The following is a 24,200-nucleotide window of genomic DNA, read 5'->3' on the forward strand; positions in this document are numbered from 1 at the left end:
ATTTTATTTAAGATTTGCAGCCATAGGTATACAAAGCGGATCTTGCTTATCTATGAAAGTTAATTTAGCTAATTTGTTTACTTTATAGTTGTTATTACCCTCTGTTATTTGCAGGAACCGATTAGGCAATACATTTCTAAAACGCTGTACGGCATTGCTACCGGCCCATTTTATCTCAATTTCGTCAATAACGGTGGCTTTGCCAATACCCATTTCCTGTTTTAATGGCGATGACCCAAAGCTCCCGCCCGAATTAACATCCTTATAAACAGATCTTTTTACGCCGTTCTCTGTAAATGTTAATTTTATATGGCTGCCAATTGCCGCTTTATTTGCTTTTACACCCTCCAGCTTCAGGCTTATCCAATTGTTGTTGTTATTGTTGGGGTTTAAATACAACGAGCTGGTGTATGAGTCGCCGATATACGCACCACCCATTTCAATAAATATATCTTGCCTGCCATTATTCCTCAGGTCGGCAAAAGCAACCCCATGCCCCTTTTGCAGGTTACCCATACGCGATGCCGTGGTAATATCCTCAAACCTTTTGCCTTCTATATTTTTAAAGAATTTATTAGGCACCAATGATTTAAAATCGGGGTTACCTGTACCAAAATACATATCCAGATAGCCATCATTATCAATATCGCCAAAATTGCCCCCCATGCTGTAAACCACTTTATCAAGGCCGGCCTCTCTGGTTACGTTGGTAAATTTCCCGTTATGATCATTTCTATATAAAAATACATTGCCCGCGTCGGGTACGGGTTTTCCTAAAGCTTCTGCAGCGGTGTAGTATGACAGGGCATGCTCAAATTTATAATCGCATACAACTATATCCTGCCAGCCGTCATTGTTATAATCATAAAACCATGTAGTGAAGGTGCGTTCGGTATTTGTAGCTATACCCGCCAGCTCAGTCACATCTTCAAAATCAATAGCCGTCCCTTTTTTACCTTTATTTTTTAGCAGGTACTTTTTGCCATTCATGGTAGATATAAATACATCCATCCAGCCATCGTTATCATAATCGGCTGATGTAATACCTTTTACAAAGGCGCTTATATCACAATGTGCAGCCTTTGCAACATCGGTAAATGTACCATTGTGGTTGTTGAGGTACAGCATGCAGTATGATGGGGAGGTATTTATATTGCCATTAGAGCTTTCTGTACCTATAAAAACATCCAGCCAGCCATCATTATTAAAATCGGCCCAGGTGGCTGCCTGTGTCGGATGAAAATACAGCAGGCCACTTTCTTTGGTAACATCCCTGAAAGTTCCATCGCCGTTATTGCGCAGCAAAGAGCTTGGCTGATCGCCAAAACCTTTATCAAGCCATGCACCGCGCAGCACAAACAGATCTATATTGCCATCGTTGTTATAATCTGTTTGCTGGATATTTAATCCACCCTTAATGCCCGTTAAGTTGCTTCGTCCGGTAACATCACTAAACGTGCCGTTCCTGTTATTCTCAAAAAAATGCATCGGGTCGCTCAGGTCCCATGCCGAGGTTATAATATCCAGGTATCCGTCATTATTAAAATCATCAACAACAACGCCGCCTGCCCTGCCGTTAACATTAAGCCCCAAACTTTTGGCTACATCTTTAAAAGGCTTAACGTCCGTCACATTCGTTTCATTAAGCCCGGGGAGTAAAACCTCAGCGGGTACATTTTGGGGGTATTGCCCCAGCGTCATATAAGCGATGTTGATCAGCCATCGCGATTCCAGGTCATCCGGGTTTATCTTTAAAAGCGTTTTATATGCTTCAATAGCTTTGCTCGAGCCGGTTTTGATCATATGCACCCCGTCATCCTTTATGGGGAATATACATGACGAGCTGGTGTGATTTAGCATACAGTTGCTGCGTTCGCCTAAACGCATGTAAGCAATGGCCGCCTTATCCAACACCTCGTCGGTGGTCATAAAGTCTATCTCATTCATGATCTTCTCGAATTGCTTTACAGCTTCCTGTTCTTTACCGACCTCTAACAGCAATGAACCTTTTATAGAGAGCAGATCCCGATCCTGCGACGAAGGATTTGCTTTTACAAACGAATCCAGGTATGCAATTTTAGGTTCGGCATTAAACGGGTTTTGCATATTGGTATTTTTTTGGTTGATCGCTTTCAGTATGGCAATCATATCTTTATGAGAAGATGATTGCCTGTTTATTGCCAGCGTAAACCCAAGCGCTGCAAACACCACAAGCGTAAGGATGATGATTTTTAATTTCATGGTAGTATTGTTTTCATAGGTAGATAATTTATTTATACACGCTCGACTGATAGCCTTCCTGCGCGCGCTGCGGTGCGCGATTAACATAAAACTGTCTGTCTTGCGGTGCCCATGTGTTTAGTCCATCCACATAGCGGTTAAACATGCAAAAGGCTGCGGCTATTAACACGGCATCATGTATCTCGGTATCCGTTGCACCTGCGTTCCGGGCTGCTTCTATTTGCCCGGTTGTTACATTTTTACCGCCCTTTTGTACGCTTGCTGCAATAGCCAGCAGGCCCTTCATTTTTGGCGATAGATCGGCCGTGTAGAAATCATTTTTTATGGCATCTATCTGGTCGATATCGCAGCTTAAATAGTGGCCGGCTAAAGCGCCGTGTACATTCTGGCAAAAAAAGCAATCGTTTAAATAGGATACGTAAGTACCTATTAACTCGCGCTCGCCACGGGTAAGTGTGTTATTATCATCGCGCAAAAGCACATCGGCTAATGCATTTAGCGCCTTTTCTGTTTCTGGCCGGTAGGCCATTAGGCCGCGTATGCCGGGCAGGTCGTTATTTAATTCAATATGTGCCATATTTTATTGTGTTTTAGGTAAAGCATAACCCTGCACCATACGTTTCCCCATTTCTTTGTAAGCTTCCGGATCTGTTGGGGTTAAACTGGCCAGCCCGTCTACATAGCGGTTAAACATGCTGAATGATGCCGCTATCAATACCGTGTCGTGTAACTCCTTATCTGTTGCACCTTCGGCACGGGCAGCTTCAATATCTTCAGTTTTTACCTCTTTACCTAATATTTGCACCTTGCCGGCAATGTTTAACAAGGCTTTCATTTTGGGGCTGATGCTGGCTTGGTTCATGTCTTTTAAAACATCATCAACCGTAGTATCGTCTTCACCATAAAGGCAGCGCGCAGCAGCAGCATGGCTGCTCATGCAAAACATGCAATCGTTACGCAATGATACATAAGCCGCTATCAGCTCCCGGTCGGCTTGCGATAAAGGGGATTCGCCACGCAATAAAACCTCGGCAAGCTCATAAAGATACTTACCTGTTTCGGGCCTGAACATGACCAGCGACCGGATACCGGGTACGCCTTCGGGAACATTTATATGTGCCATATCTTAGTTTTTAATTATTATCTGATAAAATATTAACTTCACTTACCGCAGCTTTTCCTTTTTTATCGCCTGTAACCAAAACCACTATCAACCCTACTACAAACACCAGCGAAAAAATGAATATGGCATTGCCATAACCACCTAATGTTGATACCAGCACACCTATAAACAGCACTGCTGTCGCGGTAAATAAACGACCTACATTGAAACAAAAGCCTGTTGCCGTTGCCCTGATGCTTGTGTGGAATAATTGCGGGATATAGGCTGATAACACGCCCTGGCTCGCCCCAAAAAACAAAGCCATGATGGCTATTTCAGCATAAATTACAGGAGAAAATGTACCGTTGGTTTTAAACAGCACAAAAGACATTACCGTGCAAACCGCAAAGCATAAAAGCATGGATTTTCTTAAGCCCATCAGGTTTACCAACCAGCCCGAAAAGAAGCCGCCTGTTAACCCACCCATACCCAAAAACATCATACTTAAACCACGTTGTTTTGGCGCATCGGTAGCTATGAGGCTTTGGATCCAGGTAGGCATCCACGAGAATATTGCCCAAAGGCCTATCAGCATGGTGCCAAACATTAAGGAGCCTACAATAACCTCGCGGCGGGTGTGCGGTGAGAATAATGCATTAGATCTGTCGGCCGTTTTGTTTTGGCGATGATTGATCCATATCCCTGATTCTTTGACAATGAACATGCCTGTTATAGCCATTGCTATAGGCACAATGCCCACAAAAAAACCCTCGCGCCATGATGAAACGATGTAGTTGATAGCCCCTGCCGAAAAGATCCCGACAGGGAAGGCAATAGAAAGGATACCGGTAACAACCGCTTTACTTTTTGCAGGCCAAACCTCGCTGATAAGAGTAAATGCTATTACCAGCTCGCCGCCAACACCAAAGCCGCTCATAAAACGGCATAGCATTATACCAGGCCACTGCGGCATTACACCCGTTAAAACGGTAAATATGCCATAGCAGGCAATTGAGTAAAGCAGCGCCTTTTTACGCCCAATTTTATCACTTATAAGACCCCAGCTAAACCCGCCAATGGCCCAGCCAAATATAAACAGGGCATTGATATATCCGCTTACATAGTTAACCTGGTCGGGTGCAATATCCCCCTGTAGTTCTTTTACTACTACAGGGAGATAAACCGACATAAGCGTTGAAACTGCCCCGCCAAATACGCTGCTAACAAAGCATAATATAAATAGCAATGTAAGGTAGGTAGTGCTTGTTTTTTGTATTGATACCATCTGGTTGTCAACTGTTATTGTGCTCATGGTATATGTTATTTTAATGGACTATCAAACACAAGGGCTACGTAATAAATAGCGCCCACGGCCGGTGAGCCGTATGCTTGTGAAATGTATTTGTTAAATATGTTGCTGCCACCCAATTTAATAGTGGTATTGGCACGCGGCAGTTTCTTGTTGATCTGCGCATCAACCATAGAGTAGGCATTGATACGACCAGGCCTTACACCGTTGAAGGTACCATACCAGTCAAAAGCGCTTTGCCAGTGCCATGCTACATTAAAACCAAAGCCTTTAGATACGTTGGGATTGCCAAAAGTTGCGTTGGTGCTCCATTTTGGAGTGTTGTACTGGGCAATGTTGTTAATGTTTGCCGTACCCAAATTAAACACAGATAGTGTTCCGTTGGCGCCTGCTATGTAACCTCTGCTTAACAAATAAGTTAAGCCCATACTTGCACCCTGTGCAGATACTTTATCAGTAGCGTTGGTGTATAATTGGTACAAATGGAAATTACCTGCACCAAGATCACCGGCTGCTGCAGGGTTCACTTTACCATCAGCCCCTAACACAGGGCTTTGAGGATTTAACACAACTGTATTTAATATAAAATTGGTATAGCTGCTGTAATAGTAGTTTACATCAACCAAAAGCTTATCATTTATCAGGCTTTTATAACCTAACTCAAACGCTTTTTGCTGCTCAGGCTTAATGTAAGGCACATTTGATTTTATAAGGATGTCTTTATTTTGTGCGATTGCCGTAGGTGGCGGTGTACCGCCGGCAATGGCAGTTCCAACAGCTGCCTGAAATGCATTAGCTGATGCTGATGTAAATGAGTTTTGATACACATTTAGATCAGCGCTATTTTTAGGGGCTCCACCCAGTATGGTAATTGGCCCAACATTCAGGTGAATAAACTGATCAACAGGGGTTGGGTTACGGAAACCTGTTTGGTACGATGCCCTAAAGTTGTGAGTTTGAGCTACTGTATATACTGCCGAGAAACGTGGGGTAAAACTGCCTTTAAAATTTTCGTTTTTATCGTAACGGATAGAGGCGGTTAGTTTAAGGTTATCATCAAGTAGTTTTTTACCAGCCTGTAAAAAGGTGCCGTACTCATTAATTTTTATCTTGCTGGTTTTATCATCAAACAAGCTGCCGTTGGTAAACATGGAATATTTACGGAAACTACCACCAGCCAGCAACTCAAACACCTTTATGGCTTTTGTAAAATCGTACTGGCCATCGGTATGGTAAAATTTACTGTTGCTGAATACACCTGCGCCACTTAAACCATAATTATGGATAGATGCATCTTTAGCCTTATCGAACGCTGCTGTGCCCGGCAAAAATCTGCCCTGATCTGCAAATGTGCGGGCAGCTGTAGCACTGTTGGGTGTAACACCGTTAACAGTACCATTAAATGCTGCCGAATAACGGTTAAACCAGGTTGCATCGGCATCAGCCGGTGAAACAACATTTCCGTTCAAATCCTGTACCCAATCGCGGTTAATAAATTGTGCCAGCGAACGGGTGTTGTAAGAGTCGTGCGAGTTTTCGCCAACCACATAACTGCGGACAAAAAAGTTGCTGCCTTTTAACTCTAAGCGGTGCGTTTGCAGTACAAAATTATTCAGATCGAACCTGCTGCTGCCGGTATAGCTGGCAGTACCGCGGCCGTAATTGTATTGGTAAATAGCCTCAATATCATTATTTATCTTGTAATGTAAAGCGCCGTTTAATTTCAGACTGTAAACATCGTAGTTCATCAGGTCTTTTTCTTCGTAGCCGGTACGCGATACCAGGCCAATGCCGGGTAATGGTTTTGAAACCTCATCGCCGTAAATGTTTAGCGCATCGCGGCCCGGGTTATTGGGACCACGCTGGCCAACCGGGGTCGACGCACTTATATCGGTATAATCATTAGCGTACCAGTCTGTACCTGTTAAGTATGATGCATTCAGTTTAAAGGCAAAACGGTTGTTAAAGGATTTGGCGTAACGCAGGGCAAAATCACTCAAGCTTTTAGCGCTGCTGCCTGTTTCGCCAACGTGGTTTATACCTGTTTTTAGCTGAACGGCTAAGCCCTGGTATTTAAAGGGATCTTTTGTTTTGATAGATAACAACCCGTTAAAAGCAACCGGGCCATAAAGCGCCGACGCGGCACCGGGTATAACCTCGGCCGACTCGATGTCCAGATCTGAAGCACCAAAAAGGTTACCAACGGAAAAGTTCAATCCCGGGGTTTGGTTATCTACGCCATCAACCAGTTGTAAAAAGCGGGAATTACCTGTGCTGTTAAAGCCGCGGGTATTTACCTGTTTGTAGGTTAAACTGCTGGTAACGGCCTCCATGCCTTTAAGGCTTTGCAAGCCATCGTAAAATGTGAACGAGGGGTTTTCCTTTATTGCCCTTTGGCCCATTTTTTCGACACTCACCGGCGATTGCAGACTGCTTTGACTTACACGGGTTGCCGATGTAACCACTTCGTTTAGCATGGTGGTTTTTACCGGCAACGACGCATTAACGGTTTGCGACGCGGAAGTAATTTGTACTTCCTGCTGCTCGTAACCTATGCCCGATATCACGATAGTAAAAGGCAGTCGCAGGTTTTTAGCGTGTAATGTGAACAATCCGCTTGAGTTTGTGGTTGTACCCACATTTTTATTTTTAACGTTAACGTTGGCATTGCTAACCGGGTTACCGTCGGCATCTTTTACCGTGCCAGATATTCTAACATCCTGCGCAAATACATGCACGGATGCCAGCAATAGGATGATTAGTATAAGTTTTTTCACTGTGAGTTGAGTTTGATTGTTAGGGGATTTTTATTTCTTTAAATGGTTATAGCCCTGCGGTAAGCGGGTGTAGCCATGGTTAACAAGCCTATCGGCCAAAACGTTGTAGTAAGCCGGATCGGCAGGTAAAGCGGTGCCCAAGCCATCAACATACCTGTTGTATAGGCAAAACAGCGCGGCAATTAATACGGTATCATGTATCTCGATATCGGTTGCGCCGGCATCTTTCGCTTTCTGAACGATATCGCTTGTTACACTTTTACCGCTTTGCCTGGTAAGCGAAGCAATAGTTAATAATGCTTTCATTTTTTTGCTAACAGGGGCGGTATCGATATTCTGTTTTACCTTCTCGGCCGTTTGGCTTTCGCCTGATAACAGATCGGCGGCTGCAGTATGGGCGGTTGTGCAAAATGTGCATTCGTTACCATACGATACAACGGTGGCAATAAGTTCGCGCTCGGCTTCGGTAAGCGTGGAAGGGCCGCGCAATAAAAATTGTGTCAGATCGCGGATAGGTTGTGCAGTACCTTTGCTGTATTCTAACAGGCCGGTAATGCCCGGCAAATGATCTTCAAGTGCTATGTAAGGCATAAAAAATATTCAATAAATAAAACGGATAGAAGGATAGGATATAAGCAGTTGCCGGCCAAACATGGAGCCGGAAATTGCAGAAATAAATTAAAGCGCGGGCTTAAGCCCATGCCCAATTACATCCTCCGTGAATTATGATTAAATGTTATGCAGTAAGATCGGGCGGTTGGCCTAAAGCAGAAAGGTAAATATTAGGCATCATAGATGCTTTGTATATAAATGATGTATGCAATGCCCTGGCGGGTACTGCAAGGTCAAATAAAGCAATTGTGTAATTGTATTCGTTATCTATCCCGGTTTTCTTAACGGGTGGGGTATGGTTTTTTTTAGCCAGCGGACTATCACTTATTTCTTTAGCGGTGATAACGTTATCGTTAACCAGTTTGGTTTTGGTATAGTTAGGTATACACTTCACATACATGGTATCGCGGGTCATTTTTAGGGCAACGTAGTTGTAGCAATTACCCTTTAGCTGAATCTGGCCGGAAATGTTCTCGTACTGGCGTTGTTCCTGCACATAAGGCATGCGCACAGGGATTTTGATCTCTACCAGTTCTTCGGGCTTATAATACCCCTTGCCTATCTGTTCGTTTGCAAACTGGTCAGACTCGTTGATGAAATATTGAAACAATAACATATACCCACCCATGTTAAACATGAGCACAGCAAGCATAGCTATTGCACAAACTTTTTTCAAGTTAGGGGTATTATAATTGGATGTATAAACCTAAAGAATAATAGTTTAACATCCAAAACCAAATTAATATTTGTTAATCTAAAATAGTTATCGACCTCAACTTTATTAGATTCTATATTAAATTGCAACCGCCTACAATAATTTAAAAGCGGTCGGAAAGTATCTTAATAATATCATAAGTGTATTTTTTGAACCGGATTGACAACTTAGTTTTTCACCCGGTCGCTTTCCTCGCCTGCACCTGTTTGATTATGCTTACGCTGATCCTTTACTGCTTTTCCGAAGCGCATGCTCAAGGTAAGCAATACGGCACGTGAATCTTTCAGTGTTCGAAAGCTGGCATTCGTTTGATACAGATTGTTGATGGCACCCTGGTTAATGTTCGTATTTAAAATATCATTGACACTGAGTTTAAGCGTAGCGCGTGGAGACAGCGTCTTAGAGACCGCTATATTCAGGCGGCCTTTAGCAGCCAACGTAAACTGGGCATCGGTCTGTTTGCTTTGATACTTACCGTCGGTTTGCAAAGTCCATCCTTTATTGAGCTTGAACTGCAGCATTGCCTGCCCCGAGAAACTGGTGCTGTGGCTTTTTAAGGTACCTGTATAAAAATCGCTTGACTGTCGAAGCTGCCATAAGTCCCCGCTTAACTCCAGGCTGAACCAGCTGGCCGGATCGAAACTTGCATCTGCATTCAAAGCATACAATTTTGTGCTACCAATATTTCCCGGGCGGCTATAATAATAGCCGTTACGGATTTCTATAGTTTCTGTCGACCTATCGCGGATGTCAGTATAGGTTATGGTTACTGAAATCCTATCTTTATAAATATAACCTAACTCAACGTTCCCCGAATAAGAGGGCAGCAGGTAAGGGTTACCGATATAGAAGGTATATTTATCCAGCGGAGAAATAAAGGGATTTAAGTCCTGATAGTAAGGCCGCTCAATCCGGCGTCCGTAGGTCATTTTTACCTGGTGATCACCCAGTGTATCCAATTTATACAGAAGATAAAGAGTTGGGAACAATCCTGTATAATTCCGGTTAAAAGCAGAGTCGGGCTTTTGTGTGTTGCCCAACTGGTGTCCACGGGAATCTGTATTTTCTATGCGGAGACCGGCCTGTATGCTTAATCTTTTAAAATCCTTATTTAAATTGACATAACCAGCGTTGATGGCTTCCTTGTATAAAAAGTGGTTGGTCTTGTCATTGTCCGTAATTGCACTTCCGTTTACTATGTTGAAATAATTAGCTTGATTATTAGTATTGGTATAGCTGCTTTTTACACCGGATTCCAGTTTCCAGCCACCGGCCAATGGCTGACTGTAGTCCGCCTTGGCCGAATAGATATGAATATCGGCAGGAAGGTTGCCATTAAGCTGATCCACAGATACAGAACCGGTTGTTGCTTGGCTTTGGTTTAAAAAAGTTTGATTATTATCCGTCGCAAAAGCCAGGTAATCCAGATTGGCGGTAAGCTCAGGTCCATCTTTTTTAAAGGTATGCTTGTAATTTAGATTAACACTGCTATTTTTGAACTTACCCTGCTCCTTGTTTTTTGATATAATGGATGAATCCGGCTGGCCGGCAACATTAAATAACTGACCTTTGCTGTTATTGAATTGATCCGGCAAACGAATGATGCCGTTGAACAGCACGCCAATGGTGGTATTTTCAGATGAATACAAGTCCATACCCAGTTTCGCATTGTATCCGCTGCTTTTGGTGCGGATGTAAGAATTCTGGGTAAGCGCGCCCGATGGCTGCCCCGCGTTATAAAAGTAGCTGCGGTTAATGTCTATATCGTTAAAGCCATTGCTGAATGTGTAAGCAAAGGTGCCAAACACATTTATCTTGTCTTTCCGATAGTTAAAATCCATGCTGTTATTCGTCGCTGTGTACCGGCTTTGACGCAAACCAAAGCTCATCCCCAGGTTAAACCCTTTTACTTTCGTTTTCTTTGTTTTGATATTGATGATACCGGCGGTTCCGGCTGCATCGTATTTGGCAGGCGGATTGGTCATCAGTTCGATCTGCGATAAGGTTGATGAGGGCATCGAGCGCAAATAGTTTTCCAGATCGCTACCTGAAAGATAAGTAGGTTTATCATCTATATAGATCGCTACGCCGGATTTCCCATGAAAACTAATCTGTCCGGCCTGGTCGATATTTACTCCAGGCGACTTCTCCAGCACCTCCAGCGCAGTCGTACCTGCATTGCTGATCAGTGCATCTACATTGACGACCGTGCGATCGATCTTTTGCTCGAGGAATGCCTTTTTGGATGTGATCACTACTTCTTGCAGACTTTTGACAGATGTTTGCATGATGATCGGGTTTAAACTGATTAGCAGGTGCTGGGCATCAACTGCAATTTGGCCGCTTTGAAAAGGCATTTTGCCAACGGAAGCAACTTTTAAATAAAAGGAGCCGGTACTGCTTATACCAATGTTAAAACTCCCGCCTGCAAGTGTAAGTTCATACTTTACAGGTATTGAATCGCTCAACCGCATGAGGGATATCGCGGCACCTTCAACAGGTCGGCCATTTTCATCTGCAACTTTCCCTGATATTTTGCCGCTGATTGTTTGGGCAAATAGAAAATCTGGGGCAAAGCAAAGCCCTATGGCCAAGAATGCCATGATTAATAATTTCATAAAAGTGTTTTAATTAATAGAGGATTGGATTGAATTAATATTGAATAAGAATATCACTGATGCCCCGGCACATCTTTTTAATATGAGCTGTCGCGATAGCAGAGTTAGATCGCTTATCTGCCGTAATAGTTAAATCTCCTTCTGAGATTTTTATATGGAAGTTTGCATTTTCTTTTCTGAGTATGGCGGTGCAACTATCCATATACCTGGTTACTTCAGGCGTCGATCCCGAGTAAAAGGAAGCCTTAAACGTATAACCGGATTTTGCGTCTTTGATGGAAAGAAGCGTTTCGCCCTTGCGTTTATTTTGAAGAAAAAATGCAAAACAAAAGCATATCAATAACAGGGCGGTTATAATTGTCGGGATAAATTTCTTCATTTTTTGATTTGTTAATGTTTCCAAAGCAGGCATAGCATTCCCATACCCTTCAGAGTTTTTATTTTTTGAACAGAACGAGTGTTATTATTTATCCAGTCGACTGGCCAGGAGGAAATGACCAAGGAAGCTTATTGATAAACAAAATGCAATGACCATGAGTGCATAGATATCTGAGAGATGATAACAGCCGATTATGCCAAGCCCGGCAGCAATACCGCAAAGTGCGCAAAACCATTTGAGGCTATTCCTGACCTCATTTTTACCTGTTGCCATCAACTGTGAAACTACGGTTTCCGGAGTGCCCATCTCTACCATCTTCTTCTTAAGACCATTATCCAGGAAGAGCCTGATCATCGTAAGGATGAAACTGGTAACCATAAAGATCATCAGCAGGATAACGATATTGCGAACAAACTCCTCGAAAGTAGCTCTGTCGCTCATTAAGCTGGTATTACTCTCCGCGTGTGCAACCAAAGCACCCGGGAGTAATAGAAGGGTTATAAATATCTTTTTCATTGTTTTTTGATTTGCTTTTATACCTGATGAGACCGGTTACCCAACTTATAGTTGCAATTTTTTTACATTTAAAAGTGTGTGTAGCTGCTTTTGATGGGTTTTAACCATTTCAACAGCCTGAAAAATTAAGATAATGACTGCTGCGGTAATTGCCGTTACCATTAGCACCATTGATGCACCCGTAATAACCGCCTCCATGTATGACCAGAAGAACATCGTTAAAAAGGCAATTAGTGATACAGAGAATACTGATATTAATATTGCAGTCCATGGGAATGCACGCTTTGGCTCCGGTAATTGTTTCAGGACAAGATTTGATAGGTCAAAATCAAACTGTGGTTTTGCCTGGTCTTGAATACCATTAAAAAGCAACCGGTAGTTGGCAGCCCTCGTTTGGCAGTTTACGCAGTCGTGGATATGTATTTTCAGTTGTTCGCTGGTCACTTCCGGTTCAGCTACATAAAGCTGTATCTCCGCATCGGTAAGATGTGCTGTTATCATAACTCGTTCCTTTTATGTTTTAATAAGATGTTTTCCTTTAGTGTTTTTCTTGCCCTGAAAATATAATTTTTAACTGTGCCTTCCGGTAGAGAAGTAATCTCAGCGATCTCTGCGTAGCTTAGTTCCTCCTGGTGATATAAGGAAATAAGTGTTTTGTAAAGTGGCTTAAGCTGTTCTATCTCCGTATGAAGCATCTCGGCCAGTTCTTTGCTAAACAGCTTTTCTTCAGTGTCATTCCTCACATCGTTGTTAAAGCTGTTTTCGGAAATTTCGCCGTCTTCCCCAAAATTGTCTATGAGCACCAGCTTCTTTTTCTCCAGATAATGGAGGCAGGTATTATAAGCGATCTGACCGATCCAGGTAGATAATTTGGATTGAAACTTAAAGCCACTAAGATTTTTGAAAGCCTTCAGGTAAACATCCTGGGCAATGTCTTTTCGGTCGCCGGGGTTGCTTATCATTTTAAAGGTCATTTGCGCAACCAGTCCCTCCGTCTTTTTAATGATCAAACCAAAAGTATATCGATCACCGTTTAATACCGCTGTTACCAAACGTTGGTCGCTCAATTTTTCATCCTTTTGGTTACTCACTGTTGATTAGACCGGCTAACGTACTTTATGTTGCAAATTATTTTAAAACACATAGCAGCGATAATTACACGCCAAATGTCTATGAAACTATTATTAGGCAGGAACTGTAAAAGAGTTTTCATCCCAGACTGGACCTATTTAAGCCGGGCTTGCCCACGTTGGCAGAATGGAAAAAGGGACTGGCTGAAAATCTTTAAATTTTTACTGATGATGCTGACTTGACAACAGATACTGCGTAATCAATCGGCAATTTGATTTAAAGCTGTAGACGATACTTCAGGACCTATTAAAAATAGGTAATGCTTCTGATGGGCAGAAGCTATTACCTTACCAATTACTAGGGAGGAAGTCTGCGCTATACCGGCCCTGCAACAGGCGTTATCAGGGGGCGTCAGCGACTTCATATTTTTATATTTTATGCAGAATGTTCAACACCGGGCCATTACACTGAACTTACCCGTGCTGAGCCTTCCTTATTTTGTCCAGATCGATTTCAATTGCCAGACATCCAATTTGGTTAAAACAGCCTTACCGTTTTTTGCATAAAATGAGAGGGCTTTGCTTTGTACAGAGGGAAATATCTGACAGGTAATAGCCACCTCTCCCCTGTTGCCGAACAGCTCTACCACCGACCTGTCGAGCAGGAGATGCAGCTTTAGTTTTTTGTTTTCCATATTTAAATCTGCCGAATAACTGCCCGGGAATGCAGGACTGAAGGAAACGTTTCCGGAGTTTGAACGGTCAACCGTCAGTCGGCCGCTTTTTACGTCATAGGAGAGCACTGTTTTTTCATCACCGTTACCGGCTATCGTAAACCCGGCCTCTGTCGCTGTACCCAGGTCGATCTCGGCTATCAGTTCGTAAGTATTATTAAACGCAGTTGCTTTGGGCAAGGGCAATACACCCGAAACCTTTTTATTCGTCAGCTGAAAATGCGTTGTGCGCAGTTCTTTTATTGCTTCGACCGGCTGCTGTACCAATTTAACACCCTCTGGAAATGAGCTTAGGGAAACTGTGCGCGGAAAAGTATGACCGCCTTTCCACGGGGTCGTCGGGATCTCACGTGCATATAACCAGCTTCCTATCCAGGCCACCCAGGTTCTAGTTAAGGTATCTTCGGGCGTATCAATCCATGAACGTACGGCATAAAAGTCCGGTCCGTAATCGATCCACCGGGCCTTCTCCCAGGCGGCATCAGCAGGCTGATCTGCAAGCATGATCTGATCAACCAGGATATGCCGAAAATCGCCATCTCCTTTATCAACTATTTGAACGGTCGCTTTTTTACCGGCAAACTCGGACACATCCCACGTTTTCCAGTATAATACCTCCGTATTTAAGCCACTCATGGTACGCACTGCTTTCCCGTCAACCAACAGGTCCATGTGCAGGTCCTGGGGATATGCTCCTCCGCCTAATAGAAAATTCATATACTTTTTGGTAATCGTAAACTCTGGAGAGATAAGGGTACCTGCCCCTTTATCGCTATTATGAAAGCTGTTAACAAACTTCTTTCCTTCAAAACCAATGACCGGGCCCTGCAAATTTACCGGTCCCGTTTCCGGCCTGTCCGAAAAAGCATCCCCTTCTATCTTCCAGCCCGCATAACCGTTTTCAAAATCAAACAGTACCTGCCCGGTGTTTTTCACCTCCCCGCTTTTTAATTTTACCAAATCTTGTTCAAAATTATCATCCAGACGGAATGTTCTGCCGTCGAACTCACCGACAAAATACTGCCCGGCCAGGGGTTGAACGGATACGGCGAGTACCCATTTTTTTTGCTTCCTATTTCCGTCAACAAACAATGGAAAAAGATCGGGGCATTCCCAAACCCCTTTCACCGCGCCGACAGGGCCGAAATCACTCAGGTGTTCCCAATGTTTCAGGTCAGGTGAGCCGTAAAAACTGATTTTTTGCTGTGCAGCCAATGCAACCGCCATCACCCATTTTTTTGATTCTTTATGCCAGAATACCTGGGGGTCACGGAATTCTGTTGAATTAAAGTCAATGACAGGATTGCCTTCATATATTTGCCAGCTCTTGCCGTCATCATTAGAGTGGGCGATACACTGATATTGCGTGCGGTTACTTCTTTGCAAGCCGGAGTAGATCGCAACCAAAGGCCCTTTTCCATCCTTGCCAAAGCCGCTCGTATTATCCTTGTCATAAACTGCCGAACCAGACATCTGCGTTTCTTTATCCGTCGATAAACGTGCACGTTTTCCCAAGCGCCAGTGAACCAAATCCGTACTTACGGCCATTCCATTGTTAACATGATAGGCGCCTTTGTAATAGATGAGGTCCGTAGGGTCAAATAATGCGCCCGCTTTTGCGGTTAAATGGTATTGCGGCCTGTAGGGCTCGAGGAAAAGGTTCGCGGTATCAGCCGCGCTAACCGGACGATCCTGACATAATGAATTGAATCCCGGCAGGGATAACAGACAGACGCCAAGTGTGATAATGAATTCTTTCTTCATAGGTTTATTTGGGTTTATTGTTTATGATCATCAAAATCTTCTGCGCATCGGTTAATATTTGATATACACGGTCAGCGGATCACCTTCCACCGAAACCTTCGATGCAGGCACAGAATTGACTATTTCACAATTTGCATTGACAAGGAAAACACGCGGGCTCCTGGTATCACTGATCCTGACATTGTTGAAGCTGTTATTCGTCCCCGATTCTGCACGCACGGTGACCGCATCACTATTGGCGGCCGACCAGTCGCAGTTGATGGTATTGTTACTGACCGAATTAAAGTTTCCGCCTATCCTAACGACGCCGTAGTTTTTGTCCTTGCCCCGCAATTGCCTGCTTTGCTCACCCGGAAGCCTCATCCATGTCAGGTTCCCGTTCAAAAGGTTGTTATCGCTATTGTTAAGTTCAATGACGCCGACATAATAACTCTGAAAGTTATTCAAAGAGATGTTTCCATAGCGGGAGTTATTGACCTGCAGGTTAACATCGCCATCCGGATAAACATGATTGCTGCTAAAGATGAAGTTCTCCTGATTCGTCAGCTTCACCGTGATCCCTCCGGGCTGCGCGCCTAACTGGCAGTTACTTATCATATTCTGAATACCGTTGGGCATGTCAATGCTGTTACGGCATTCCGAGATCCAGCAGTACCGGATGATCGCCGCATCGGCTGCATTCAGAAAAATACCGGTAACCAGGTTGATGCCTATAAAATCTTCAATACGGACACCGTCATTATCCTGAACGATATTAATACCAGTGCCTTTGGTAGCTGATCCCCCGGAAATCAGCAGGTTTTTAATGATCAAACCTGATATTCGGTTTTTACGGCCATTAACATCCGGTATTGCCGGCACGCTTATAGCGGATGACGCTGTTCCCAGCAGCAATTTACTGCCTCCCCCAGGAGGGATCACGCCTGATGGCGGCACATCCACATTACTGCGAATACCGGCATTCTGGCCTCTGATGGTAACAAAACTGCGACTCACCACAATGGGACTGTTCAGCAGAAAATCACCTTCCGGAATTACTATCGTACCCCCGGAGGCGGGTAATTTACTGATCAGGTCATTAATTACCGCGGAGCAATCGGTTTTGCCGTCTCCCTTTGCCCCATAGTTGGTAATTACATATTCAGGAAGCGTTGTACCGTTGGATTCGTTATCCTCCGTAACATAAATTTTTTCTTGTATAATCTTTTTACAGCTAACGGCCGATAGTACAACGGCAAGGATCAGCAAGTACAGACGGATCTTTTTCATGTTTTATATTAAGGTTTCCCTGACGGGGAAAGGGTTAAATTGGTTTGGTTGAGGCTGGACTTTAATTCCCAAACCTTGATATCATCGACTTTTAAGGAACCTTCTTCAGCAAAAAGTTCTACAATGCTGCTCGCTTCATCCATCGGGAACAAGCGGGTTGTAAAAGCATCCTTGTTATCGATGAAGCCCTCTATGACAGAGCCATCAATAAAAAGGTGCAAATTGATCTTCTTCCCGGGCGTTGCCGTATAGTCCCCTTTCCGTATCTGAAGCGGATAGAACTTCCGTTTAGTCGATTTGCTCTGGTCCACGACAAGCTGATTATTATCCAGATCGAAATAGATCTTGCTGAATTCAGTGCCATCGGCATTTTTACCGACGATGAAGCCAAAACGGCGCGCTGTTTCAGGGGTTAGGTCCACATTGATCTCCAGCTGATGCTTTTTAGCGCTGAGCTGAAGTGTTTCCCCGGCAGCGATCCTGCGGCCTTTGGGCTGGTCCAGCTTGCCCCGTAGTTTTTCCAGTGCAGGATGCGGCGATTGATAAATACTGTCATTTTTCAGTTCCCAAACCCTGGGTATGCTGAAAAGATGCGTCCAGCCGGCCAATTCTGTTGCTTTTGCACTTGTCTCATCCGGGATGATCGCGATCGCTGTTGTTCTTCTGTCGGCATCTAAGTTTACAGATGGTGATAAAAGGCGGTTGATGATCTCCAATCGTTTAGGTACCGGATTATCCGGGACAAACTTTTCATTTTTGAAGTCTCCTGTCCAGTATAAAGCGACCGCGGGCCGCCGGTTGTGCGGAACTTTATTCACCAGTAAAATGTACTTTCCGTTCATTTTCCAGAAAACGGGCATCTCCCAAAACACGCCCGAATCGTCCTTATCAGGGTCACCGGTAAACAAGGGATGCAGGTATTGCCATTTTTTTAGGTCCGGCGATTTGTAAAGCAACAATAATCCTTTTAGCTTCTTACCTTCCACTTCGCCAAAACCGATGATCATGTACCAGTTTTCACCTTCTCGCCAAACATAGGGGTCGTGCAGATCCTTTCGTTCAAAACCGGCGGGTGAGGAACTGACAACCGGGTTGCCACTGTATTTCTCCCAGTTTAACAGCGAGCTGTCAGCCGGATAAGCCAGGCCAATGGTGAATGCGTCTTTACCCCCGCCGGTATAAATAAGTACGGGCTTGCCATCTTTGTCTTTAACGGCGTGACCTGACCAGATACCATTCTGGTCATAATCCTTATCAGGTGTGATGGCAGGTATCTGCTCGGTCCAGGTAACCAGATCTTTGCTCGTAAAATGCCCCCAGTTGATCTGGCCAAGGAAAAGATTATTCCCGTTTTTTTGATTGAAAATATGATAGATACCGTTGTGTAAAAAAAGGCCGTGGGTTTCATTCGTCCAGTTTGCGGCAGGTAACAAATGGTATTTAGGCCTGTTAAAATCTCCCCGGAAACGTTCAGATGAAACTGCAAGGCTGGGCGCGGTCGACATTTCCTTTACCTGTGCCTTAACTATAGCGCCGGAAGCAAACGGTGCCGGCGAGATCGTTACTTCGTCGATTATTCCGTTGATCCTGTTAACAGGGAAAATATTAATTGTCTTCGCATTGTTGCTCCGGCCTATAAATACGGTATCCCGTATCAGGTAAGCCGGCTTCGCGATAGGCGTTTCTTTCACCAGTTTACCGTTCACCCATAACTGCGCTTTCGTCTCAAGAACGTTTAATGCGATGTGAAGCCACCGGAAGCGTGAAAGCCGCTTTTCAGCCGCGAAATAATTGGTTTTACCATCGGCCCCTATTCCGATCATCGGTGTCCCAAAGCGGTCAATACAGGCACTTATCCATTCATCACCAGCCTTATTGGAAACTGAAAAAAAACCTGCTGTATCAGTCGGGAAGGTTTCCAACGCGAAATATCCCGCGACGGATGGTGCATGCGAAAACCCGGGGGACAGCCCGATTGAAACCGACGTTGAGTAACCATCAGTTCTTAGCCCCTTGCCGGCGAGGCCAGGTACCATTTCGGGTACACTTTTGCGTGCACGATAATGTACGGTCAAAGGCGCACCTTTTTTTATTCCGTCTTTCAACTTTGCGTCCCCGAAGCGGAAAAGGTGCTGTGCAAATGCATCAACGCTGGATCCCAATAATAAAACGCTTAATAACACCAGGTAAATTCTGTTCATGGAAAAGTATTATGCTAGGTTAAAAAAGGCAGACGTGGAAAACCACGCCTGCCATATTGGTTATCTGTTATAAATAGCCTGGATTCTGCTTATATAATCCGCCGGAAAAATTGATCTGCGCTTGCGGGATCGGGAAATATTCGTCCCTCCCCTTTTTGAAGCTTGCGTTTTGCAGATACGTGCGAAGCGTTTTCTCCTTTTGAAAATACCCGTTCAATACATCTTCTGCGACGCCCCAGCGAACAAGGTCGAAAAAGCGTTCGCCTTCAAGTGCAAACTCCAGCTTACGCTCAAAACGTAATGCCTTCCTCGCGTAATCTCCGGTCCAGTTGCAATTTACGCCTGGCTGATATAATGCTATATCGTATTTCGCTGCATAATCGGTTGACGAGGTATTTTGCCATTTAAGCACATAGCTGCTCTGTTTGGTTCTGGCCCTTACCTGGTTGATCAACGGAACTGCCTCGATCTCCCGGCCCAGTTCTATCAGCGCTTCAGCTTTCCAAAGCAGCACATCAGCATATCTTATGATATGAAAGTTAAGCGCAGAACCTCCCCATGGAAAGCCTTTTACCATAAATGGCGACTCCGGCGAAACCAGCGCTTTTTTATTCATATAATAACCGTAAGTGGCCGGTTCACGTGCCCAATTTTCCTGGTATGGCGATCCTGTGTAATTTTTCCATCTAACGCCTAACCTGCCTACTGAAAAGTCAAGGCGGGGATCTACATTTGTTGCAAACCCGTCCGCTACGGTCATCAGGTTCGAGTTGTTATAGGTATCAAACTGCGGAAGCCCGTTTGCATCGGTTTTATAAGAGTTGATCAAATTCTGGCTTGGCTGGAAAAATCCGTCGCCGCTATATGGTCCCCTCGGTGCGTTTAACAAGTTGCTCCAGTTGATCCGTCCGGCATTAGTACCATCCGCGATCGAGTATTGTACCGCGAAAACCGATTCTTTGCTGTTATCGTGTTCAGCTTCCGACAATTGCTGAAAATCGGGCAATAACTGGTAGCCGCCGTTGTTGATCACTTCATCACATAGCGTTACCACATTATTGAGCAGGCCGTTATCTATGCTTGCTACTGTATTGTCATTGTTTTGTTTATAAGCACGGTACAGGGTAACCTTTGCCTGATAGGCTTTCGCTGCAAATTTTGTAGCGCGGCCCGGTTCAGGTTGTGTCGCCGGTAATAAGTCGGCTGCTGCTGCGAATTCTGCGGCTATCTTCTCCAGGATCTGGTCGCGGGTAAACTCCGTGTTGGAAATCTTAGGATAGTTTTCGAGCTCCACATTTTCGTCGAAGTACGGGATCTTGTTGTACAACCTGCTCAGTTCAAAAAAGAAATGCGCACGAAGAAATTTCATCTCACCTAAACGGACATTCTTTAATGGCACCTGCTCTACAGTAACTTTGTTCAGTTGCTGAATTGCACTGTTCGCGCGCTGTACGCTGCGGTACAGGTTAAACCATTTGCGGTCTAATAAACCATTTGTAGAAAACACGCCCTGAAATGTTTCAAAAGCGTTGAATTCGCTAATATCACCAATGCCGCCACCGCCTTTATAGGCAGTCTCTGCACGTACGTCGCCATACACCCAATTAGTGGTAGGAGAAAGGAAAGTACCATCACTGCCTTCGGGACCGGCAAGCGCGGCGTATGCAGAAATAGTCAGCGCTTCAATACCTTCAGGAGAGCCCAATACAGCATCACTCAGCTTACCCTGTGGTTTGCTGTCGAGGAAGTCTTTTTTACAAGCGGTTAGTGATAGTACTGCCGCAAGAAATATATATTTAATTTTCATCGTTATTATCTTTAGTGGTAATTAAAATCCAAAGTTTAATCCGGCAGTGAATATGCGTGGCAGTGGGTACGGATATCCCAGTCCTTCAGGATCGGCGCCTTTGTAGCCGGTTATAGTAATCAGGTCCTGCCCCTGCAGGTAAACGCGCAGGTTCCTTAATTTTAACCTGTTTGCCACCACAGCGGGTAAAGTATAACCAAGCTGGATATTCTTCAGCTTTAAGTACGAGCCATTCTCAATAAAGTACTGCGACAGTCTGCCTTCATCGTTCAGGTTCACTGCTGTTAACGCCGGTATAGTAGAGCTGGAATTTGATGGGGTCCATGCATTAAGCAGCCTGTCTCCATGGTTACCGGTCCATAACTGGAAGAAATCGGTATAGAATTTCGAGTTATTATAAGCATCGCGAACCATACCGTTCACAAAGAATGAGAAGTCAAAAGCTTTGTAGGTCATCGAAACATTTAAACCTCCAAAGAATTTTGGTTGATCTGAACCCAGCCATTCCCTGTCCTTGTCATTGATAACCTTATCGCCGTTTACATCAACATAACGGATCCTCCCCAGGCCTTTACCCGGCTGGTTAATCCCGTCATTCAATTGATCTGCACTGGTGTAAAGACCATTTGTACGGTAACCCAACCATGATCCCAGCGGCTGACCGACAATCGACTTGTCGCTTCCGTTACCACCGCCGAACGTATAATAGATATCGGCAGGCACATCTGTTACCCGGTTTTTATAAACAGAACCGGTTAAGGTTATATTATAATTAAAATCCTTACCTACATTATCTCTCCAGCTGATCAAACCTTCAAAACCTTTGTTATTCAGCGACGCGCCGTTATAGGCAATGGAACCACCTTCACCAATGATGGCGATATAGGGCCTGTCTATCAGCATGTCTTTCGTATCTTTAATAAAATAATCCAGGGTAACCTGCAGCTTGTTGTTCATCGCGCTCAGGTCGAAACCAAAGTTTGTCTGAGTCGATACTTCCCACTTAACGTTCGGGTTACCGCTGCGATCCTTGATGATACCATTGGGTATGATCCCACGGTTAATACCACCTATATCGTAACCGCCCATAGTAAGGTTTGTAGAATATTTGGTGTAGGTGGCTTCGTTATCCAACAGGTCGTTACCGTTTTGGCCCCAGCTGGCGCGAAGTTTCAAGTCGTTTATAAATGAGAATTTCTTCAGGAATTGTTCCTGGCTAATACGCCATGCACCGGAAACGCCCGGAAATACACCTGCGTTATTGTTTCTGCCAAATCGTGATGATGCATCTCTGCGGACGGTACCCGAGATCAGGTATTTGTCATCAAATGCATAATTTAGTTTTCCGAAGTAAGATTCTATAGCGGTACGCGATGCCAAACCGCCGTTAGTTTGTTTACCATCACCCGCACTGATATACCTGTAGTCCAGGTCCTGGATCAGGTAGTTTTCCCTTCTGGCGTTCAGAAACTCATTGTAGTTTTCCTTTGCTTCCGTGCCGGCCAAGCCGTTAATGGAATGTTTACCGATCTTCACCTGATAACTTGCCTGGTTGGTCCAGATCCATTGTCTGTCATAGTTATTTTCAGCGGTTACAGCATTCACGTCCACGGTTCTGTCACCTTCATGCCATTTGGGTTCAAACGTGGAAAAGAATCCGTTGCGGTAGTTAATACTGTAATTGGAACGGAGTACAAGGTTCTTTATCGGTTCAGCTTCGATATACATATTGCCGAAAATGCGCCATTGGTTTGCCCGGTTTTGTTTCTGCTGATCAAGCAGGCGCACAGGATTAGGTTTATCACCAACGCCCTGTGTCGGGCCGGCGTAGCCACCGTTAATGTCATATACCGGGATCAGGGGATGCTGCGCTATGGTTAGTTCTTCTATCCCGGCCGGTTTTAGTTTTTCCTGCCAGTTGGTGATATTGACGTTCTCACCGATCCGCAGCCTGTTGCTTAAAAAACTGTAATCTGTATTCGCCCTTACATTAACCCTTTTAAAATTGGTATATTTTACCAAACCATCCTGGTCAAAATAATTAAGTGAGAATATAGAACTTCCATTTTCGGAACCTTTTGCAACGGTTACGTTATAATCCTGTAACGTGGCACGGTTATATACCTCTTTTGCCCAGTCGGTGTTGCCTGACCTGATCGTCTTGGCAGCGTTAATAAACTCCGGGATAACCGGCGTATCACCATTGCCATAAAGGTCATGACTGGGTTTAACACCATCATTTTTATACGCCGCCCAATACGCATCACCCCATTGCTGCGCGTTTAACATACCGATGCCGGTATGGAAATTCTGCGATGCAACACGTGCGCTGAAATCGATCCGGGTATCGTTCTTTTTGGCTCTTTTGGTCGTGATAATAATTACACCATTTGCAGCCTGAGTACCGTAGATGGATGCTGATGCCGCATCTTTCAGTATTTGAATGGACTCTACATCATTCGGGTTTAACAGCGTGGCGATATTATCTCTCGTCTGGATACCGTCGATCACATATAACGGTGTACCGTTATTGATGGTGGTAATGCCACGGATACCCACACTGGTTCCAACTCCGCCGGGCGTTCCGTCGCTGGCGATGTTAACACCGGGCACCCTGCCCTGCAGCGTTGAAATAATGTTACCTGTAGGTATACTGGCGATGTCCTTCATATTCACGACCGCTACCGAACCGGTAATATCCACCTTTCGCTGGCTTTGGTAACCGGTTACTACAACTTCGTTAAGCTGCGTGTCTGCATTCTGCAGTTGAATATTGGCCAGACTTTGTTCGTCAACAATCTTAATGTTCAGGGTTTCTTTCCCGATATAAGTGATCCGGACAGTTTGCCCCGCCTGGGCCTGAAGGGTAAAGTTACCGTTGACGTCTGTTACTGTTGATTTACCGGACTCCTGAACAAAAAGAACCGCACCAATGATCGGTTCTCTGGTTTTGGCTTCTGAAACTTTGCCCTTGTAGGCCGTTTGCGCAAAAACCTGCACCGCGAGCAGGACCAGCGGTACGATTAGTAATAGTTTTCTCATAATCAAAAAAGGTTAAAATTGGTATTTGAAATAATTAGGTTGAA

At 44.4% G+C, this 24,200-nt stretch carries 17 protein-coding genes; all 17 read right to left on the bottom strand.

The features are described from left to right. Positions 1-3: 3 nt before the first annotated feature. The 17 genes from NPE20_RS22245 to NPE20_RS22325 all read right to left on the bottom strand — a co-directional run bounded on the left by NPE20_RS22245 (position 4) and on the right by NPE20_RS22325 (position 24,156). Positions 4-2,241 carry an FG-GAP-like repeat-containing protein gene (locus NPE20_RS22245; RefSeq protein WP_256540917.1) on the bottom strand — a complete coding sequence of 746 codons (2,238 nt, stop codon included), beginning with the start codon at positions 2,239-2,241 and terminating at the stop codon, positions 4-6. A gap of 28 nt (positions 2,242-2,269) precedes the next feature. Further along, positions 2,270-2,818, bottom strand: a complete 549-nt coding sequence (locus NPE20_RS22250; RefSeq protein ID WP_256540918.1) for a carboxymuconolactone decarboxylase family protein — start codon at positions 2,816-2,818, stop codon at positions 2,270-2,272. A 3-nt stretch (positions 2,819-2,821) separates the two neighbouring features. Beyond that, positions 2,822-3,364 (bottom strand): carboxymuconolactone decarboxylase family protein, encoded by a 543-nt coding sequence (locus NPE20_RS22255; RefSeq protein WP_256540919.1) that lies wholly within the window; start codon positions 3,362-3,364, stop codon positions 2,822-2,824. A 10-nt stretch (positions 3,365-3,374) separates the two neighbouring features. Continuing rightward, positions 3,375-4,655, bottom strand: coding sequence for an MFS transporter (locus NPE20_RS22260; protein ID WP_256540920.1), 1,281 nt, complete (start codon positions 4,653-4,655; stop codon positions 3,375-3,377). 8 nt (positions 4,656-4,663) lie between these two features. Then, positions 4,664-7,429, bottom strand: coding sequence for a TonB-dependent receptor (locus NPE20_RS22265; RefSeq protein WP_256540921.1), 2,766 nt, complete (start codon positions 7,427-7,429; stop codon positions 4,664-4,666). A gap of 30 nt (positions 7,430-7,459) precedes the next feature. Then, positions 7,460-8,020: a carboxymuconolactone decarboxylase family protein gene (locus tag NPE20_RS22270; RefSeq protein ID WP_256540922.1), complete on the bottom strand. Its 561-nt coding sequence runs from the start codon at positions 8,018-8,020 to the stop codon at positions 7,460-7,462. Positions 8,021-8,165: 145 nt separating this feature from the next. Then, a complete protein-coding gene (locus NPE20_RS22275) occupies positions 8,166-8,717 on the bottom strand; it encodes a hypothetical protein (RefSeq protein ID WP_256540923.1) in 552 nt (183 codons plus the stop codon). Between the two features lie 206 nt (positions 8,718-8,923). Further along, entirely contained in the window at positions 8,924-11,374 is a 2,451-nt protein-coding gene (locus tag NPE20_RS22280; RefSeq protein WP_256540924.1) for a TonB-dependent receptor, read from the bottom strand. Between the two features lie 34 nt (positions 11,375-11,408). Further along, positions 11,409-11,753, bottom strand: a complete 345-nt coding sequence (locus tag NPE20_RS22285; RefSeq protein ID WP_256540925.1) for a hypothetical protein — start codon at positions 11,751-11,753, stop codon at positions 11,409-11,411. 84 nt (positions 11,754-11,837) lie between these two features. Further along, positions 11,838-12,269, bottom strand: coding sequence for a hypothetical protein (locus tag NPE20_RS22290; RefSeq protein ID WP_256540926.1), 432 nt, complete (start codon positions 12,267-12,269; stop codon positions 11,838-11,840). 45 nt (positions 12,270-12,314) lie between these two features. Beyond that, positions 12,315-12,770 (bottom strand): hypothetical protein, encoded by a 456-nt coding sequence (locus NPE20_RS22295; protein ID WP_256540927.1) that lies wholly within the window; start codon positions 12,768-12,770, stop codon positions 12,315-12,317. Further along, positions 12,767-13,360: an RNA polymerase sigma factor gene (locus tag NPE20_RS22300; protein WP_256540928.1), complete on the bottom strand. Its 594-nt coding sequence runs from the start codon at positions 13,358-13,360 to the stop codon at positions 12,767-12,769. The genes NPE20_RS22295 and NPE20_RS22300 overlap by 4 nt, the downstream gene beginning before the upstream one ends. 473 nt (positions 13,361-13,833) lie before the next feature. Beyond that, entirely contained in the window at positions 13,834-15,837 is a 2,004-nt protein-coding gene (locus NPE20_RS22305; RefSeq protein WP_256540929.1) for a glycoside hydrolase family 32 protein, read from the bottom strand. Positions 15,838-15,888: 51 nt separating this feature from the next. Then, entirely contained in the window at positions 15,889-17,106 is a 1,218-nt protein-coding gene (locus NPE20_RS22310; RefSeq protein ID WP_256540930.1) for a glycosyl hydrolase family 28-related protein, read from the bottom strand. 8 nt (positions 17,107-17,114) lie between these two features. Then, positions 17,115-19,307, bottom strand: coding sequence for a glycoside hydrolase family 32 protein (locus NPE20_RS22315; RefSeq protein WP_256540931.1), 2,193 nt, complete (start codon positions 19,305-19,307; stop codon positions 17,115-17,117). A 67-nt stretch (positions 19,308-19,374) separates the two neighbouring features. Further along, on the bottom strand, positions 19,375-21,114 hold the full coding sequence (locus NPE20_RS22320; RefSeq protein WP_256540932.1) for a RagB/SusD family nutrient uptake outer membrane protein: 1,740 nt from the start codon (positions 21,112-21,114) through the stop codon (positions 19,375-19,377). Positions 21,115-21,135: 21 nt separating this feature from the next. Beyond that, on the bottom strand, positions 21,136-24,156 hold the full coding sequence (locus NPE20_RS22325) for a SusC/RagA family TonB-linked outer membrane protein (RefSeq protein ID WP_256540933.1): 3,021 nt from the start codon (positions 24,154-24,156) through the stop codon (positions 21,136-21,138). Positions 24,157-24,200 lie beyond the last annotated feature (44 nt).

This window comes from Mucilaginibacter aquariorum (assembly GCF_024498135.1).
GTDB classification, from domain to species: domain Bacteria; phylum Bacteroidota; class Bacteroidia; order Sphingobacteriales; family Sphingobacteriaceae; genus Mucilaginibacter; species Mucilaginibacter aquariorum.

Bases quoted from the DNA above. Each gene is read 5' to 3' on its own strand.
- NPE20_RS22245 (WP_256540917.1), bottom strand. From the start codon at position 2,241: ATGAAATTAAAAATCATCATCCTTACGCTTGTGGTGTTTGCAGCGCTT.
- NPE20_RS22250 (WP_256540918.1), bottom strand. From the start codon at position 2,818: ATGGCACATATTGAATTAAATAACGACCTGCCCGGCATACGCGGCCTA.
- NPE20_RS22255 (WP_256540919.1), bottom strand. From the start codon at position 3,364: ATGGCACATATAAATGTTCCCGAAGGCGTACCCGGTATCCGGTCGCTG.
- NPE20_RS22260 (WP_256540920.1), bottom strand. From the start codon at position 4,655: ATGAGCACAATAACAGTTGACAACCAGATGGTATCAATACAAAAAACA.
- NPE20_RS22270 (WP_256540922.1), bottom strand. From the start codon at position 8,020: ATGCCTTACATAGCACTTGAAGATCATTTGCCGGGCATTACCGGCCTG.
- NPE20_RS22280 (WP_256540924.1), bottom strand. From the start codon at position 11,374: ATGAAATTATTAATCATGGCATTCTTGGCCATAGGGCTTTGCTTTGCC.
- NPE20_RS22285 (WP_256540925.1), bottom strand. From the start codon at position 11,753: ATGAAGAAATTTATCCCGACAATTATAACCGCCCTGTTATTGATATGC.
- NPE20_RS22290 (WP_256540926.1), bottom strand. From the start codon at position 12,269: ATGAAAAAGATATTTATAACCCTTCTATTACTCCCGGGTGCTTTGGTT.
- NPE20_RS22295 (WP_256540927.1), bottom strand. From the start codon at position 12,770: ATGATAACAGCACATCTTACCGATGCGGAGATACAGCTTTATGTAGCT.
- NPE20_RS22305 (WP_256540929.1), bottom strand. From the start codon at position 15,837: ATGAAGAAAGAATTCATTATCACACTTGGCGTCTGTCTGTTATCCCTG.
- NPE20_RS22310 (WP_256540930.1), bottom strand. From the start codon at position 17,106: ATGAAAAAGATCCGTCTGTACTTGCTGATCCTTGCCGTTGTACTATCG.
- NPE20_RS22315 (WP_256540931.1), bottom strand. From the start codon at position 19,307: ATGAACAGAATTTACCTGGTGTTATTAAGCGTTTTATTATTGGGATCC.
- NPE20_RS22320 (WP_256540932.1), bottom strand. From the start codon at position 21,114: ATGAAAATTAAATATATATTTCTTGCGGCAGTACTATCACTAACCGCT.
- NPE20_RS22325 (WP_256540933.1), bottom strand. From the start codon at position 24,156: ATGAGAAAACTATTACTAATCGTACCGCTGGTCCTGCTCGCGGTGCAG.